This window comes from Agrobacterium sp. CG674 (assembly GCF_053521645.1).
Genome location: NZ_JBNWDZ010000002.1, coordinates 765,398 through 778,580, shown reverse-complemented (window position 1 = coordinate 778,580; position 13,183 = coordinate 765,398). Strand labels below are relative to the sequence as shown.

Sequence of the window (13,183 nt, the reverse complement as noted above, 5' to 3'; positions counted from 1 at the left end):
TTGCAACCGGTCAAGCAGAGTTTCCGGATTAGTTAAGTCATTTCCATTAATAGTGGCAATGGCTTACAGGGTATTATCCATAAACTTTACCAGCGCAGTAGAACTGCACCCCATGTGAAGCCCCCGCCCATGGCTTCCAGCATGACCAGATCGCCCTTTTTAATGCGACCATCGGCAGCAGCAGCAGCCAGCGCGAGAGGAATGGAAGCAGCCGATGTGTTGCCGTGCTGATCAACTGTTATGACAACTTTTTCGCTTGGAATGCCGAGTTTTTTTCCTGCACCATCGATAATGCGGAGGTTGGCCTGGTGTGGCACAAGCCAGTCCAGATCATCCACCGTTGTGCCGGTTGCCTCAAACGCAGCCTCAACGACATCAGTAATCATGCCAACCGCATGTTTGAAAACCTCGCGGCCTTCCATACGCAGATGCCCCACGGTACCGGTCGTAGATGGCCCGCCATCCACATACAGCTTATCCTTGTGGGAACCGTCTGAGCGCAGGTTCGATGTCAAGATACCACGATCGGAGGTCTTGCCCTCGCCCTCACCCGCCTCAAGGACCACCGCACCAGCACCATCGCCAAACAGCACGCAGGTCGTGCGGTCGGTCCAGTCGAGAATACGAGAGAAGGTCTCGGCACCAATGACCAGAACCCGCTTGGCCATCCCACCACGGATATAGAGGTCAGCCGTGGCCATGGCATAGACGAAGCCCGAACAAACGGCCTGAACGTCAAACGCGAAGCCGCTCGTAATGCCAAGGCGGCTCTGGATGTTGACCGCCGTTGCCGGGAACGTGTTGTCAGGCGTGGATGTCGCTACAATGATGAGATCAATTTCATCCGGCTTGATACCGGCATTCTCCAGCGCTGCGCGCGCGGCCAATTCACCAAGTGAAGCGGTCGTTTCCCCCTCACCGGCAATGTACCGCTGCTTGATGCCAGTGCGCTGGACGATCCATTCATCCGTGGTCTCGACAATTGCCTCAATGTCCTGGTTCGTCATGACACGCTTTGGCAAAGCGGCGCCGTAACCTCTTACGATTGAGCGTATCATTTATTCTTCCTCATCAACTACGAGCGCTTCAGGGCCCGGAGGCGGAAGGCGTCTTGCGTGGTATGCTTTCAAATCGTTTTCTATTTTCGCGGTCAAACCGTTATGTGCCATGTCGTAGCCAACATCGACCGCCGATGCGAAACCAAGCGCATCCGTGCTTCCGTGGCTCTTGATGACAATGCCGTTCAGGCCCAGAAACACACCGCCATTGACCTTGCGGGGGTCCATTTTCTCGCGCAGCACATCAAAGGCGCTTTTCGCCAGGATATAACCGATCTTGGCAATGAAGCTGCGGGAAATTGCCTCGCGTAACAGGGTGTTGATCTGACGTGCCGTGCCCTCGGCCGTTTTCAGGGCAATATTGCCGGTAAATCCTTCGGTCACGACCACATCGACCGTTCCCTTGCCGATATCATTGCCTTCGACAAAGCCGCGATAATCGATGGTGCCGAGATCAGCCTCGCGGATGAGGCGCCCAGCTTCGCGAACTTCATCCTGACCCTTGACCTCTTCGACGCCAACATTCAGCAGGCCGACCGTGGGGCGATCAATGTCGAACAGCGCGCGCGCCATGGCACCGCCCATGATGGCGAAGTCGAGAAGCTGTTGGGAATCCGCACCGATGGTTGCCCCAACGTCCAGAACGATGCTTTCGCCCTTCAGCGTGGGCCAGATACCGGCAATGGCGGGTCGCTCGATGCGTGCCATGGTCCGCAGGCAGAACTTCGCCATGGCCATCAGCGCGCCGGTGTTTCCAGCGGAAACGATGACGTCGGCCTCGCCAACCTTCACGGCTTCGATGGCGCGCCACATGCTGGAAACGTACCGGCCACGACGCAAGGCCTGGCTGGGCTTTTCGTCCATGGTGACAGACACTTCACAATCGAAAAATTCCGATCTGTTCCGAAGTGTTGGATACTGCGCCAGAATAGGTTCACATATGGCCTTCTGCCCGTAGAGCAGAAAGGTTACATCGGTATGCCGCTCCAGTGCCTTGGCAGCACCTGCGATGGCAACATCAGGGCCAAAATCTCCGCCCATGACGTCAATTGCTATTCTGATCACTCGTCCCTGATCCTTCTTACCGCCGTGCGGTTGGAATTTTGCGCGAAAATAACGTTTCCGCGCTCTCTTACAACTGAATTATTGGCAATGACCAAAGAGATTCAGTCTTTTTTCCAGTCCTTCAACGCCGCAAAAGGCGATGGCTTCTTCTCTACCTCGGCGTTTTCATCACCAAAGCCGGTGAAGTCGACGTCCGGCTTGCGTGGATAGGGCTCGATTGCAAGTGCTGCAAATTCCGCCACAACCACACCGACATCGATCGTGTCACCGCTGAATTGATCGGGACTATCAGGACCATCAGGATCAAGCACGATCTCGCCCTGCTCGTTGGTCATCAAGCGCGCCAGTTTGGAGCCTTCCGGCACAAAAATCTGCTCGATCTTTTCATCGATCACGCTTGAGACCGGTTCCAAAGATACGACACAAGCCTGAGTCAGTGCGGCCCGCACATCGCCGGTAATCTTCAGCCCATCCTTTTTCCAGCGTGTGACCTGCAATTCGCTTTTCAGATACTCCACAGACAAGACGTCCCACAACTTTGCCAGCCCTGCGAGTTCTTCCGGGCTTGCGGTGAGACCAATCCTGACGGGATTGGCAGAAATGTGACCTACCTTAACGAGATAGGAAAAAGGAACGTCATCATTGGCCGCGTGTTGCGAATTCATTAAAACCTCTTCAAATCCGGGATGGGCATGCTAACGCGCCCCGTCGCGATCAATTCTTCCGACTGCGCAGCCAGGGCATTTGCAGCCCCCATCATCCAATCGGCAAGGCCGCGCATATCGGGCGCGGACGTGTCTGGCTCTGGGTATATATTGCGGGCAAGGGCTGCCGCAAGGGCCGCAGCGTCCTGAGTATCGAGTGCAGAAGCATAGGCCTCAAGCCGCCCGTAAAACATTCCGGCGAATTTTTTCATGCGCTTGGGCACACCCTGGTCGCCAATACCAAGCTCACGCATGGAGTGATCGAGGTCCTGAAAAAAAGCGTCGATAATCTCTTGTGCAATTTCCTGCCCGCTGGTCGCGGCGGATTTCATGCGGCGAAAATACAGAATCATCACAATGGACAGCAGCTCGAAACGCCCCATGACGGTATCAGGCACACCCAGATGCAAATAAAAATCCGGGTGACGTGCAACAGTTGTCAGCGCGGTATATTGCCTGTCAACGATGGCGCGATTGTTGTTTTTCTTCTTGAAAAGGCCAAACACCATCGAAATTTCCGAATATTGATCGGCGAAATCGCGTCTCGCCCCTAGCACTTGTTGCATGATTGCCAAAGCTGGTTTACCGAAGCATCCGAGAATTGCAATGCCGTTGAGGTCACGTTGATGATCGGACAGCCATTGCTTTCCTTTGTGAAACGGGGAACTCCTGTCCCCGGATTGACATAATCGTGTGTACAGAAGCGGTACAACACGCAATGCCGGAAGGTGCCATTCATGATCGCAGTCGGGGAAACGCAGGTGAGCAAGCAGAAATCCGCAACGCAGACCAAATTTCTCAGCAAGACCGCGCTTGCGATCGTCGTCGCATCCAGCCTGCTGACGGCCTGCTCCAGCACCACCGACGTTTTCCACAACGGTTACGTGGCTGACGAACAGTCTCTGCAGCTGATCCCTGTCGGCTCTAGCCGCGAACAGGTCCTGCTGACCATGGGCACTCCCTCTACGACCGCGACCTTTGGTAACGAGGTGTTCTATTACATCTCCCAGAAACGCGTGCGCAAAGCGGCCTTCATGAAGCCGACGCTGGTCGAGCAGAATATTCTCGCGATCTATTTCGACAAGAACGGCGTTGTCTCCCAGAAGGCCAACTACACGCTTCAGGACGGCAAAGTCTTCGATACGATTTCTCGCACAACGCCGACGGGCGGCAGGGATCTTACCTTCCTGCAACAGCTTCTGTCAGGCGGAACCGCTGGTGCCGGTATTGCGAAAAGCATTCTTGGCCAGAGCGCTGGCGGCGGCAGCGGCTTCTAATCCAGCATACATCAATGCAAAAGGCCCGCGACATGTGTCGCGGGCCTTTTTGTTTGTAGCGAAGTCTTAGTGCGCCAGAACGGCCAGCAGAAGAAGCGCCACGATATTGGTGATCTTGATGGCCGGGTTCACCGCCGGACCAGCCGTATCCTTGTAGGGATCACCCACCGTATCACCCGTGACGGAAGCTTTGTGTGCGTCTGAGCCCTTCAGATGCGTCACGCCATCCTTGTCGATGAAGCCATCTTCAAAGCTTTTCTTGGCATTATCCCAGGCACCACCGCCCGATGTCATGGAGATGGCGACAAACAGGCCGTTGATGATCACGCCCAGCAGAGAAGCGCCGAGAGCCGCAAAGGCCGATGCTTTCGAGCCAGAAATCAGCAGCACGCCGAAATAGACGACGAGCGGTGCCAGAACTGGCAACAGCGATGGAATGACCATTTCGCGGATCGCTGCCTTGGTCAGAATATCGACCGCCCTGCCATAGTCAGGCTTTTCCGTGCCCTGCATGATACCAGGCTTTTCACGGAACTGGCGGCGCACCTCTTCCACGATGGAGCCTGCGGCCTTGCCCACAGCCGTCATGGCGATACCGCCGAAGAGATAGGGGATCATACCCCCAAAGATCAGACCGGCCACCACGTAAGGGTTGGAGAGGCTGAAGGAGATATCGCCAATATCCTTGAAGTAGGGATAGAGATCGCCATTCGCGGCAAAGTACGACAGGTCATTGGAATAGGCCGCAAACAGCACCAGCGCGCCAAGGCCAGCCGAGCCGATGGCATAGCCTTTGGTCACAGCCTTGGTGGTGTTGCCAACCGCGTCAAGCGCATCGGTCGCCTTGCGCACATCTGGATCAAGCCCCGCCATTTCCGCGATACCGCCCGCATTATCGGTCACGGGACCGAACGCATCGAGGGCGACGATCATGCCCGCAATGCCGATCATGGCGGTCACTGCGATGCCGGTGCCGAACAGGCCTGCAAGCTGATAGGTGGAGAGAATGCCGCCAACGATGACGATAGCTGGGAGTGCTGTGGATTCCAGCGAGACCGCCAAGCCCTGAATGACGTTGGTGCCGTGGCCGGTAACGGAAGCCTGCGCGATGGAATTGACCGGCCGCTTGTTGGTGCCGGTATAGTATTCGGTGATGACCACGATGAGGGCCGTCACCAGAAGGCCAACGATACCGCACAGAAACAGGTTGGTGCCGGTAATATCCATGCCCGCCACGGTGCCGATGGAGCCCCAGCCGATGGTAAGCGATGTTGCGACGGCCAAGCCCGCGACAGAAAAGACGCCAGTTGCGATGAGCCCCTTATAGAGCGCGCCCATGATGGAGTTGTTGGTACCGAGCTTGACGAAAAACGTTCCGGCAATCGATGTTAGAACGCAGACACCGCATATCGCCAGCGGATAGAGCATGGCGCTTTCCAGCACCGGTGCTCCAGCAAAGAAGATGGCCGCGAGGACCATCGTTGCCACCACAGAAACGGCATAGGTCTCGAACAGGTCAGCCGCCATACCGGCGCAATCGCCAACATTGTCGCCGACATTATCGGCAATCGTAGCAGGGTTGCGTGGATCGTCTTCAGGGATACCCGCCTCAACCTTGCCCACCAGATCGCCACCGACATCGGCCCCCTTGGTGAAAATACCGCCGCCCAGACGGGCGAAGATGGAGATGAGTGATGCGCCGAAGCCCAGCGATACCAGCGCGTCGATCACCTCGCGCGATCCGGTTGCGTGGCCCATGCCAGCTGTCAGCACGAGGTAATAGATTGAGACACCCAAGAGAGCGAGGCCTGCCACCAGCATGCCGGTGATGGCGCCCGACTTGAAGGCGATATCAAGACCGGCCGCCAAACTGTGGGATGCGGCCTGCGCGGTGCGCAGATTGGCGCGAACCGAAACATGCATGCCGATAAAACCTGCGGCACCAGACAGGACGGCACCGATGATGAACCCGATGGATGCTTCCGGCGAAAGGAAGTACCAGACGGCGGCTGCGACGATGATACCGACAATTGCGATGGTGAAGTACTGACGGCTGAGATAGGCCTGTGCGCCCTCACGAATATAGCCTGCGATCTCCTGCATGCGTTCGCTGCCCTGATCGGCATCCAGAACGCTTTTCGTTGCCCAGACCGCGTACACCACGGACAGGACACCGCATAAAATTACCAATGCAATGACAGTCATTCGCACTTACCTCCAATGTGCCGGGCTCACTCCCTGCCCGGTGGGCGAAACCATGCGGGGCGCGAGGGTGCAATGACCCTTACGCCGAGGTAAGCCGCCTTTCCCCTCCCGGGAGCAACGGCTTGCGCGCGGAGGATGCGTTGCCGAAACCCGCTGCGTCAAGCCCGAAACATGTCAGCTGAAAATCTTAAGCCTCTGATACAGAGCGGTTCTGCTTTTGTTTTAGCAAAAGAAAAAGAACCAGGAGAAAACAGGTCCCTGCCACGGGCCAGATGATGAGATTCATGAACGACCAGCCCAAGGCTGAAAACACCTGACCTGATGCAAATGACGAGATGGCCACGGTTCCAAACAGCACGATATCGTGGAATCCCTGCACCTTGTCGGCCTCATGCGGGCGGTAGCTGGACGAAACAATCGACGTTGCGCCGATGAATCCGAAGTTCCAGCCCACACCGAGAAGGATGAGTGCCGCCCAGAAATTCCAGAGTTCGATTCCCATATGCGCAACAACCGCACAAGCCATCAGAATGACCAGCCCGGCAGCCACCACCTTTTCCGCGCCAAAGCGGGCAATCAGCATGCCCGTGAAAAAGCTGGGCGCGAACATGGCCAGCACGTGCCACTGGATGCCAAGCGTTGCCAGCTCAGTTGGGAAGCCACAGCCGATCACCATGGCAAGCGGCGCGCCCACCATCATGAACGTCATCAGCGCATAGGACCCGATGCCGCAGATCATGCCCGTAACGAAGCGATGGGTGCTGACGATGGCCATGAGCGGCCGTGCCGGTTCATCCGTCGCAGATACACTGTGCAGTTCCGGCAGTTTCAGAAAAGAGAATATGGCGGCGGCAACGAGGCCGAGCGGGATAAGCGCTATGAAAGCACCGGCAAAGGTAACCGGCGCCAGCAGATCCTTGCCAAAAATGGCCAGCTGCGGTCCGATGATGGCAGATCCGATGCCACCCGCCAGAATCCAGGATATAGCTTTCGGCTTGTAGAAGGAGGGTGAAGCGTCAGCAGCGGCGAAACGGATTTTCTGCGTGAAGCCACTGGATATGCCGATCAGCATCAATCCGGCGGCAAACAGCCAGAATTCGGAGCGCAGAAGTGCGACAGCCGCAATGCCCCCACCCGTGGCGCACAAAAGTGCACCGAAGATGAAACCCGCCTTGCGCCCCATATAGCGTGACGCAATGGCAACGGCGATGGCGCCAAGCGCCACGCCAATGTTGAAGCCGGTCAGCGGTGCAGTCGCCAAGGCCTTGTCGGTACCCAGAAGCTGATAGCCCGCCAGCGCGCCAACGGAAAAGCTGAGCGGCCCGGCAGAGCCCATGATGGCTTGTGCCGCCATGAGGAGGAAGACATTGCGCTTGGCCTGCGCCAGTTGATGTTCAAGACCGACAACAGAAACAGCGCTCATATCTTCCTCAGTATCCTAGATCAGCGTTTTGCCTCGCCGCGCACCTGCTTGGCGATACGGTCCAGAACCGCGTTCACCAGCTTTGGCTCGTCATGTTCGAAGAACGCACGGGCGATCTCGACATATTCGGTGACGATGACCGCAACTGGAACGTCCTTGCGCTCCAGAATTTCAAACGTGCCAGCACGAAGGATTGCGCGAACCGTGGTGTCGAGGCGCGACAAAGGCCAGTCTTCCTGAAGGGCAGAGCGCACGAGCGGATCGATCTTTGTCTGATCCCGAACAACGCCTGCAACGATGGAGCGGAACCAGGATGGATCAGCCTTCAGATAGGTCTCGCCATCCACTTCCTGGCCCAGCCGATGCGTCTCGTATTCGGCAACGACTTCCATCACGCCGGTGCCGCCAACGTCCATCTGGTAAAGGGCCTGCACGGCAGCAAGCCGCGCCGCACCGCGTTGGTTGACGGGCTTTGTGGATGGCAGGCGGGGCTCGGAACCGTTTTCAGTGTTGTTCATGGTCTCAGCCACCCAGTTTTTTCTTCAATTCAATCATGGTCAGCGCTGCACGGGCCGCAAAGCCACCCTTGTCCTTGTCGGACCGGCGAACACGCGCCCAGGCCTGCTCTTCGTTTTCAACGGTCATGATGCCGTTGCCGATGGCCAGCGATTCACTGACAGCCAGATCCATCAGCGCACGCGAGGATTCATTGGAAACGATATCGAAATGGTATGTTTCACCGCGAATGACCATGCCGAGCGCAACGAAGCCATCATATTCCGCGCCGTCATTGTCTGCGCCGTCAAGCGCCATTGCGATAGCAGGCGGGATCTCAAGAGCACCGGGTACGGTGATGATGTCATAGGTGGCGCCAGCTTTATCGAGCGCAAATTTCGCGCCATCGAGAAGTGCATCGGCCATATCGTCATAAAAACGTGCTTCCACGATGAGAAGATGGGGCTTGGACATAAGATTTTCCTGAAAGGCTGCGCCGGATCATCCCGGCTTTTGGCGCGGTCAAACCATGGCTAGCCCCGATTGGCAAGCATTTTTCGCGCATGGCAGGCGCGTCCAGTTGTTTGAGAGGCGTGGACGATCAGCTTTTCTGGAAAGCAAGATGGACACCCAACCCCATCAAAACAGCGCCCGCTCCCCGCCGGACCATAGTCTGGATGCCACTGGAACGCTTCAATCGTCCGACCATTGCGCCCGCCAGAAGTGCACCGACCAGATCAGCCGACGAGAAAATGATGTTAACCACAATACCAAGGATCAGAAACTGCAGCCAGATTGGAAATGACGCTGCCGGGTCAACGAATTGCGGCAAGAAAGCCAGAAAGAACAGTGCGGTTTTCGGGTTGAGCACATCAACGATAATGCTGTCGATGAACGCTCGCCTTGCCGATTTCGGTTGAAACGTTAGGTCAACATCCTTGCCCTCCATCTTGCTGCGCAGCATGGAAAAGCCTAGCCAGATCAGGTAGAGCGCGCCGCAAAGCTTGACCACAAAATAAAGCCACGGCACGGCCTGAAATAGCACGGATAAACCCGCTGCCGCTGCAATAATGTGAAAATAGCAACCGACATGAATACCAAGCACGGCCATCAGCCCCGCAAGACGCCCTCGCGCCATAGTCTGCGCCGCAGCATACAACATGGCCGGGCCGGGAATATAGGCAAACAGTGCCGTCGTTACAAAAAAGGCAGTCAGCAATTCATAAGACGGCATATCGATCCCCCAACTGCCCCACCGCATTTGCAGCACTATGACAGTTACATCAGGTCCGACATTTATGCAGCAGGAAACTCAGCAAGTCTGGCCGCATAACGCGCCATGGTATCGACCTCGAAATTCACGAAATCACCCGGCTGGCGGTCGCCCCATGTGGTGACGGAGAGTGTGTGGCGGATCAGGAGCACGTCGAAGTCCGTACCGTTGACAGCGTTGACGGTGAGCGACGTGCCATCAAGCGCGATGGAGCCCTTGGGTGCCACGAACTTTGCAAGGTGGTGCGGTGCACGCAGACGGATGCGCACCGCTTCGCCTTCATGTTCGATGGAAAGGATTTCGGCCTTGTCATCCACATGGCCCGAAACGATGTGGCCGCCGAGTTCGTCGCCAATCTTCAACGCCCGCTCGAGGTTGACACGCGTGTCCTTTTTCCAGCCCGAGATGGTGGTGAGCCGCAGCGCCTCTTCCCATGCTTCGACCTCGAACCAGCGCTCGTTGCTGCCAGCATCTGGCAGCTTCGTTACCGTTAGGCACACGCCACCATGGGAAATCGAAGCGCCGATATCGATGGTTTTGGGGTCGTATGCCGTCGCAACGCGCAGACGCACGCCTTCCGGCAGCGCTTCAACTTCGGAGACGGTTCCGACATCGGTGACAATTCCGGTAAACATCAAAGCGGCCTTTCAAATTCAAAACAGCGATCCGGCCCGTAAGCGGTCTTGCCGACAAAGGTAAATTCTTCTGGGATATCGGCACGTTTGAGCGGGCTTTCAACCCCACCCTCGCCAACTACCACGGGGCTTTCAAACAAAAGGATGCGATCCACCAGACCGGCCTCAAGGAAGGCTTTCGCAACGCGTGCGCCGCCCTCAACCAGAAGCTCCGACATTCCGCGATCTGCGAGAGTGGCAAGGAGGTCGGCGAGTGAGGAGGTTTCCAGAACTTCAACATCCGCTGCCATCAACGCTTCGCGCCTTGATGCGAGGTCGGCCTCAATTTCGGCCACCGCCACGACGGGCACATCGCGCGTTGTACGCACAAGCTTTGAACTCAGCGGCAAATCCAACCGTCGATCCAGCACGATCCGCACCGGCGAGCGATGCTCAAGGCCTGTAATGCGCACGGTGAGTTCGGGGTCGTCAGACATGACAGTGCCAAGACCGACAAGGATTGCATCACAACGCGCGCGCAAAAGATGTACAGCGTGACGCGCCTCAGGACCGGTGATTGCCACCTGCCCTCCACCGACCCTGCCGATCATGCCGTCAGCAGAAACCGCAATCTTTAAGACGACATGCGGGCGTTTCTTCAGCTTGCGGGTGAGGTATCCGGCGAGTTCCCGTTTGCTTTCCTGCCGCAGAACTCCGGTCTCGACCTCTATACCGGCGTCGCGCAGAATCTGATTGCCGCGCCCGGAAACCCGTTCATCCGGATCATCGACAGCGACGACAACGCGGGCGATGCCGAAGTCGACAAGGGCGTTTGCGCAGGGCGGGGTTCTGCCAAAATGGGCACAGGGCTCAAGCGTCACATACGCCGTTGCGCCCCTCGCCGCTTCGCCCGCGATTTCCAGCGCCTGTCTTTCCGCATGGGGACGACCGCCAATGGCGGTCACGGCTTCGGCGATGATCTCACCGTCCTTGACGATAACGCAGCCGACGGAGGGATTGGTATCGGTAAGGCCCGCATGGAGGCGCGAGACCTCGAGAGCACGCGCCATAAACTTCTCATCATCGGCGCGAGACGTCATGACTTACGCACCGGCGTCCGTGTCACGCGCAATCTTGGCGTTGATCTCCGAAATGACCTTCTCGAAATCTTCAGCGTGGCTGAAATCGCGATAGACGGAAGCGTAGCGTACGAACGCCACATCATCGAGACCCTTCAGCGCCTCAAGCACCTGCAAGCCGATTTCTTCTGATGGAATTTCCGTCTCGCCGGAACTTTCCAGGCGACGGGCAATGCCGGAGACGGCACGCTCTATGCGGTCGCGATCCACAGGGCGTTTGCGCAGTGCGATCTCGAAAGACCGCACCAGCTTTTCACGATCAAACGGCAGCTTGCGGCCGCTCTTCTTGATGACCATCAGCTCGCGCAACTGCACGCGCTCATAGGTCGTGAAGCGACCGCCGCAATCCGGGCAAATGCGCCGCCGGCGGATGGAGGTGTTATCCTCCGCCGGTCGTGAGTCCTTGACCTGCGTATCTTCCGAGCCGCAAAAAGGGCAGCGCATTACTTAATTTCCTTACAGGTACGGATACATCGGGAAACGGTCCGTCAGCGCAACGACCTTTTCACGAACGGCAGCTTCAACGTCTGCATTGCCTTCATCGGAATTGGCAGCCTTGAGACCATCCAGCGTCTCGACAATCAGATTGCCGATCTCACGGAATTCTGCTTCCTTGAAGCCGCGTGTCGTACCAGCAGGCGTACCCAGACGGATACCGGAGGTAACGAAAGGCTTTTCAGGATCGAACGGAATGCCGTTCTTGTTGCAGGTAATGTAAGCGCGACCAAGAGCGGCTTCCGCACGCTTGCCGGTCGCGTTCTTCTTGCGAAGATCGACCAGCATCAGGTGGTTGTCCGTGCCGCCGGAGACGACATCCAGACCGCCTTCGATCAGCGTCTCCGCCAGAACCTTGGCGTTTTTCACAACCTGAGCAGCGTATTCCTTGAATTCAGGCTTCAACGCTTCACCAAAGGCCACAGCCTTGCCAGCGATGACGTGCATCAACGGGCCGCCCTGAAGACCTGGGAATACGGCAGAGTTGAATTTCTTCGCCAGAGCCTCGTCATTGGTCAGGATCATACCGCCGCGTGGGCCGCGAAGCGACTTGTGCGTGGTCGTCGTGGCAACGTGGCAGTGCGGGAACGGCGATGGGTGCTGACCACCGGCGACCAGACCGGCAATATGTGCCATGTCCACCATGAGGTAGGCGCCAACTTCATCGGCAATCTCACGGAAGCGCTTCCAGTCCCAGAAGCGGGAATAAGCCGTGCCGCCAGCAACGATAAGCTTCGGCTTGGTTTCCCGTGCCTTGCGCTCCACGTCTTCCATATCGAGAAGGTTGTCGCCTTCACGAACGCCGTAGGACACCACGTTGAACCACTTGCCGGACATGTTGACCGGCGAACCATGCGTCAGGTGACCACCGGAGTTCAGGTCAAGACCCATGAAGGTATCGCCCGGCTGGAGCAGCGCGAGAAACACGGCCTGGTTCATCTGCGAACCGGAGTTTGGCTGGACGTTGGCGAAGTCGACGCCAAAGAGCTTCTTGGCGCGCTCGATGGCCAGCTCCTCGGCAATGTCAACGAACTGACATCCACCGTAGTAGCGCTTGCCAGGATAGCCCTCGGCGTACTTGTTGGTCATGATCGAGCCCTGTGCTTCAAGCACAGCGCGGGAAACGATATTTTCCGAGGCGATCAGCTCGATCTCGTGGCGCTGACGACCGAGCTCCTTCTCGATTGCGCCAAAAATATCTGGATCGACGTCGGCGAGCGGACTGGAGAAGAAGGCATCTGTATTCGTCATGATGAAAGCTCCTGAAACAGTAATGCGATGGCGTCTTAGCGCCCTGCCCTTTCAAGAGCAAGACAGCCTGCGAGATTTGCCCGTCAAACTGCGACTTTGTCAGAATAATTCAATCTTTCTGACGCCGCCGCCCCCAAAAGATAAAGCCGCGTTCAAAGAAAACGCGGCTTTCAGATATCTTCAG

General features: G+C 57.1%; 14 protein-coding genes. 1 reads left to right on the top strand and 13 read right to left on the bottom strand.

The genetic code is table 11. The features are described 5' to 3' along the window. Positions 1 to 86: 86 nt before the first annotated feature. From ACQZ51_RS08865 to ACQZ51_RS08850, 4 genes are all read right to left on the bottom strand, one after another. On the bottom strand, positions 87 to 1,058 hold the full coding sequence (locus ACQZ51_RS08865) for a beta-ketoacyl-ACP synthase III (protein ID WP_448776487.1): 972 nt from the start codon (positions 1,056 to 1,058) through the stop codon (positions 87 to 89). Continuing rightward, positions 1,059 to 2,123: a phosphate acyltransferase PlsX gene (gene plsX, locus ACQZ51_RS08860; protein WP_042616015.1), complete on the bottom strand. Its 1,065-nt coding sequence runs from the start codon at positions 2,121 to 2,123 to the stop codon at positions 1,059 to 1,061. It lies immediately after the preceding gene. 101 nt (positions 2,124 to 2,224) lie between these two features. Then, positions 2,225 to 2,788: a YceD family protein gene (locus ACQZ51_RS08855; protein WP_448776485.1), complete on the bottom strand. Its 564-nt coding sequence runs from the start codon at positions 2,786 to 2,788 to the stop codon at positions 2,225 to 2,227. Further along, positions 2,788 to 3,336, bottom strand: coding sequence for a ubiquinol-cytochrome C chaperone family protein (locus tag ACQZ51_RS08850; RefSeq protein WP_448776646.1), 549 nt, complete (start codon positions 3,334 to 3,336; stop codon positions 2,788 to 2,790). Before ACQZ51_RS08850 ends, ACQZ51_RS08855 begins: the two co-directional genes overlap by 1 nt. Before the next feature lie 228 nt (positions 3,337 to 3,564). On the opposite strand from ACQZ51_RS08850, the gene ACQZ51_RS08845 reads away from it, so the two are divergent. After that, positions 3,565 to 4,104: an outer membrane protein assembly factor BamE gene (locus tag ACQZ51_RS08845; RefSeq protein WP_448776484.1), complete on the top strand. Its 540-nt coding sequence runs from the start codon at positions 3,565 to 3,567 to the stop codon at positions 4,102 to 4,104. Between the two features lie 66 nt (positions 4,105 to 4,170). On the opposite strand, the gene ACQZ51_RS08840 is transcribed toward ACQZ51_RS08845, so the two are convergent. From ACQZ51_RS08840 to glyA, 9 genes are all read right to left on the bottom strand, one after another. Beyond that, the gene (locus ACQZ51_RS08840) at positions 4,171 to 6,309 is read right to left on the bottom strand and encodes a sodium-translocating pyrophosphatase (RefSeq protein ID WP_243255650.1); all 2,139 of its coding nucleotides are present in this window, start codon (positions 6,307 to 6,309) and stop codon (positions 4,171 to 4,173) included. Between the two features lie 187 nt (positions 6,310 to 6,496). Beyond that, the gene (locus ACQZ51_RS08835; protein WP_448776482.1) at positions 6,497 to 7,732 is read right to left on the bottom strand and encodes an MFS transporter; all 1,236 of its coding nucleotides are present in this window, start codon (positions 7,730 to 7,732) and stop codon (positions 6,497 to 6,499) included. Positions 7,733 to 7,752: 20 nt separating this feature from the next. Beyond that, positions 7,753 to 8,250, bottom strand: a complete 498-nt coding sequence (gene nusB, locus ACQZ51_RS08830; RefSeq protein WP_448776480.1) for a transcription antitermination factor NusB — start codon at positions 8,248 to 8,250, stop codon at positions 7,753 to 7,755. A 4-nt stretch (positions 8,251 to 8,254) separates the two neighbouring features. Then, positions 8,255 to 8,701 carry a 6,7-dimethyl-8-ribityllumazine synthase gene (gene ribH / locus ACQZ51_RS08825; RefSeq protein WP_448776479.1) on the bottom strand — a complete coding sequence of 149 codons (447 nt, stop codon included), beginning with the start codon at positions 8,699 to 8,701 and terminating at the stop codon, positions 8,255 to 8,257. Positions 8,702 to 8,828: 127 nt separating this feature from the next. Continuing rightward, on the bottom strand, positions 8,829 to 9,461 hold the full coding sequence (locus ACQZ51_RS08820; protein ID WP_448776477.1) for a LysE family translocator: 633 nt from the start codon (positions 9,459 to 9,461) through the stop codon (positions 8,829 to 8,831). Positions 9,462 to 9,523: 62 nt separating this feature from the next. Continuing rightward, positions 9,524 to 10,135 (bottom strand): riboflavin synthase, encoded by a 612-nt coding sequence (locus ACQZ51_RS08815; RefSeq protein ID WP_448776475.1) that lies wholly within the window; start codon positions 10,133 to 10,135, stop codon positions 9,524 to 9,526. Further along, positions 10,135 to 11,214: a bifunctional diaminohydroxyphosphoribosylaminopyrimidine deaminase/5-amino-6-(5-phosphoribosylamino)uracil reductase RibD gene (ribD, locus tag ACQZ51_RS08810; RefSeq protein ID WP_448776473.1), complete on the bottom strand. Its 1,080-nt coding sequence runs from the start codon at positions 11,212 to 11,214 to the stop codon at positions 10,135 to 10,137. Before ribD ends, ACQZ51_RS08815 begins: the two co-directional genes overlap by 1 nt. Positions 11,215 to 11,217: 3 nt before the next feature. After that, on the bottom strand, positions 11,218 to 11,697 hold the full coding sequence (nrdR, locus tag ACQZ51_RS08805) for a transcriptional regulator NrdR (RefSeq protein WP_042616025.1): 480 nt from the start codon (positions 11,695 to 11,697) through the stop codon (positions 11,218 to 11,220). A gap of 12 nt (positions 11,698 to 11,709) precedes the next feature. Next, a complete protein-coding gene (gene glyA / locus ACQZ51_RS08800) occupies positions 11,710 to 12,999 on the bottom strand; it encodes a serine hydroxymethyltransferase (protein WP_448776471.1) in 1,290 nt (429 codons plus the stop codon). Positions 13,000 to 13,183 lie beyond the last annotated feature (184 nt).

Bases quoted from the DNA above. Each gene is read 5' to 3' on its own strand.
- glyA (WP_448776471.1), bottom strand. From the start codon at position 12,999: ATGACGAATACAGATGCCTTCTTCTCCAGTCCGCTCGCCGACGTCGAT.
- ACQZ51_RS08855 (WP_448776485.1), bottom strand. From the start codon at position 2,788: ATGAATTCGCAACACGCGGCCAATGATGACGTTCCTTTTTCCTATCTC.
- ribD (WP_448776473.1), bottom strand. From the start codon at position 11,214: ATGACGTCTCGCGCCGATGATGAGAAGTTTATGGCGCGTGCTCTCGAG.
- ACQZ51_RS08850 (WP_448776646.1), bottom strand. From the start codon at position 3,336: ATGGTGTTTGGCCTTTTCAAGAAGAAAAACAACAATCGCGCCATCGTT.
- ACQZ51_RS08835 (WP_448776482.1), bottom strand. From the start codon at position 7,732: ATGAGCGCTGTTTCTGTTGTCGGTCTTGAACATCAACTGGCGCAGGCC.
- ribH (WP_448776479.1), bottom strand. From the start codon at position 8,701: ATGTCCAAGCCCCATCTTCTCATCGTGGAAGCACGTTTTTATGACGAT.
- ACQZ51_RS08820 (WP_448776477.1), bottom strand. From the start codon at position 9,461: ATGCCGTCTTATGAATTGCTGACTGCCTTTTTTGTAACGACGGCACTG.
- nusB (WP_448776480.1), bottom strand. From the start codon at position 8,250: ATGAACAACACTGAAAACGGTTCCGAGCCCCGCCTGCCATCCACAAAG.
- ACQZ51_RS08815 (WP_448776475.1), bottom strand. From the start codon at position 10,135: ATGTTTACCGGAATTGTCACCGATGTCGGAACCGTCTCCGAAGTTGAA.
- ACQZ51_RS08845 (WP_448776484.1), top strand. From the start codon at position 3,565: ATGATCGCAGTCGGGGAAACGCAGGTGAGCAAGCAGAAATCCGCAACG.
- nrdR (WP_042616025.1), bottom strand. From the start codon at position 11,697: ATGCGCTGCCCTTTTTGCGGCTCGGAAGATACGCAGGTCAAGGACTCA.
- ACQZ51_RS08840 (WP_243255650.1), bottom strand. From the start codon at position 6,309: ATGACTGTCATTGCATTGGTAATTTTATGCGGTGTCCTGTCCGTGGTG.
- ACQZ51_RS08865 (WP_448776487.1), bottom strand. From the start codon at position 1,058: ATGATACGCTCAATCGTAAGAGGTTACGGCGCCGCTTTGCCAAAGCGT.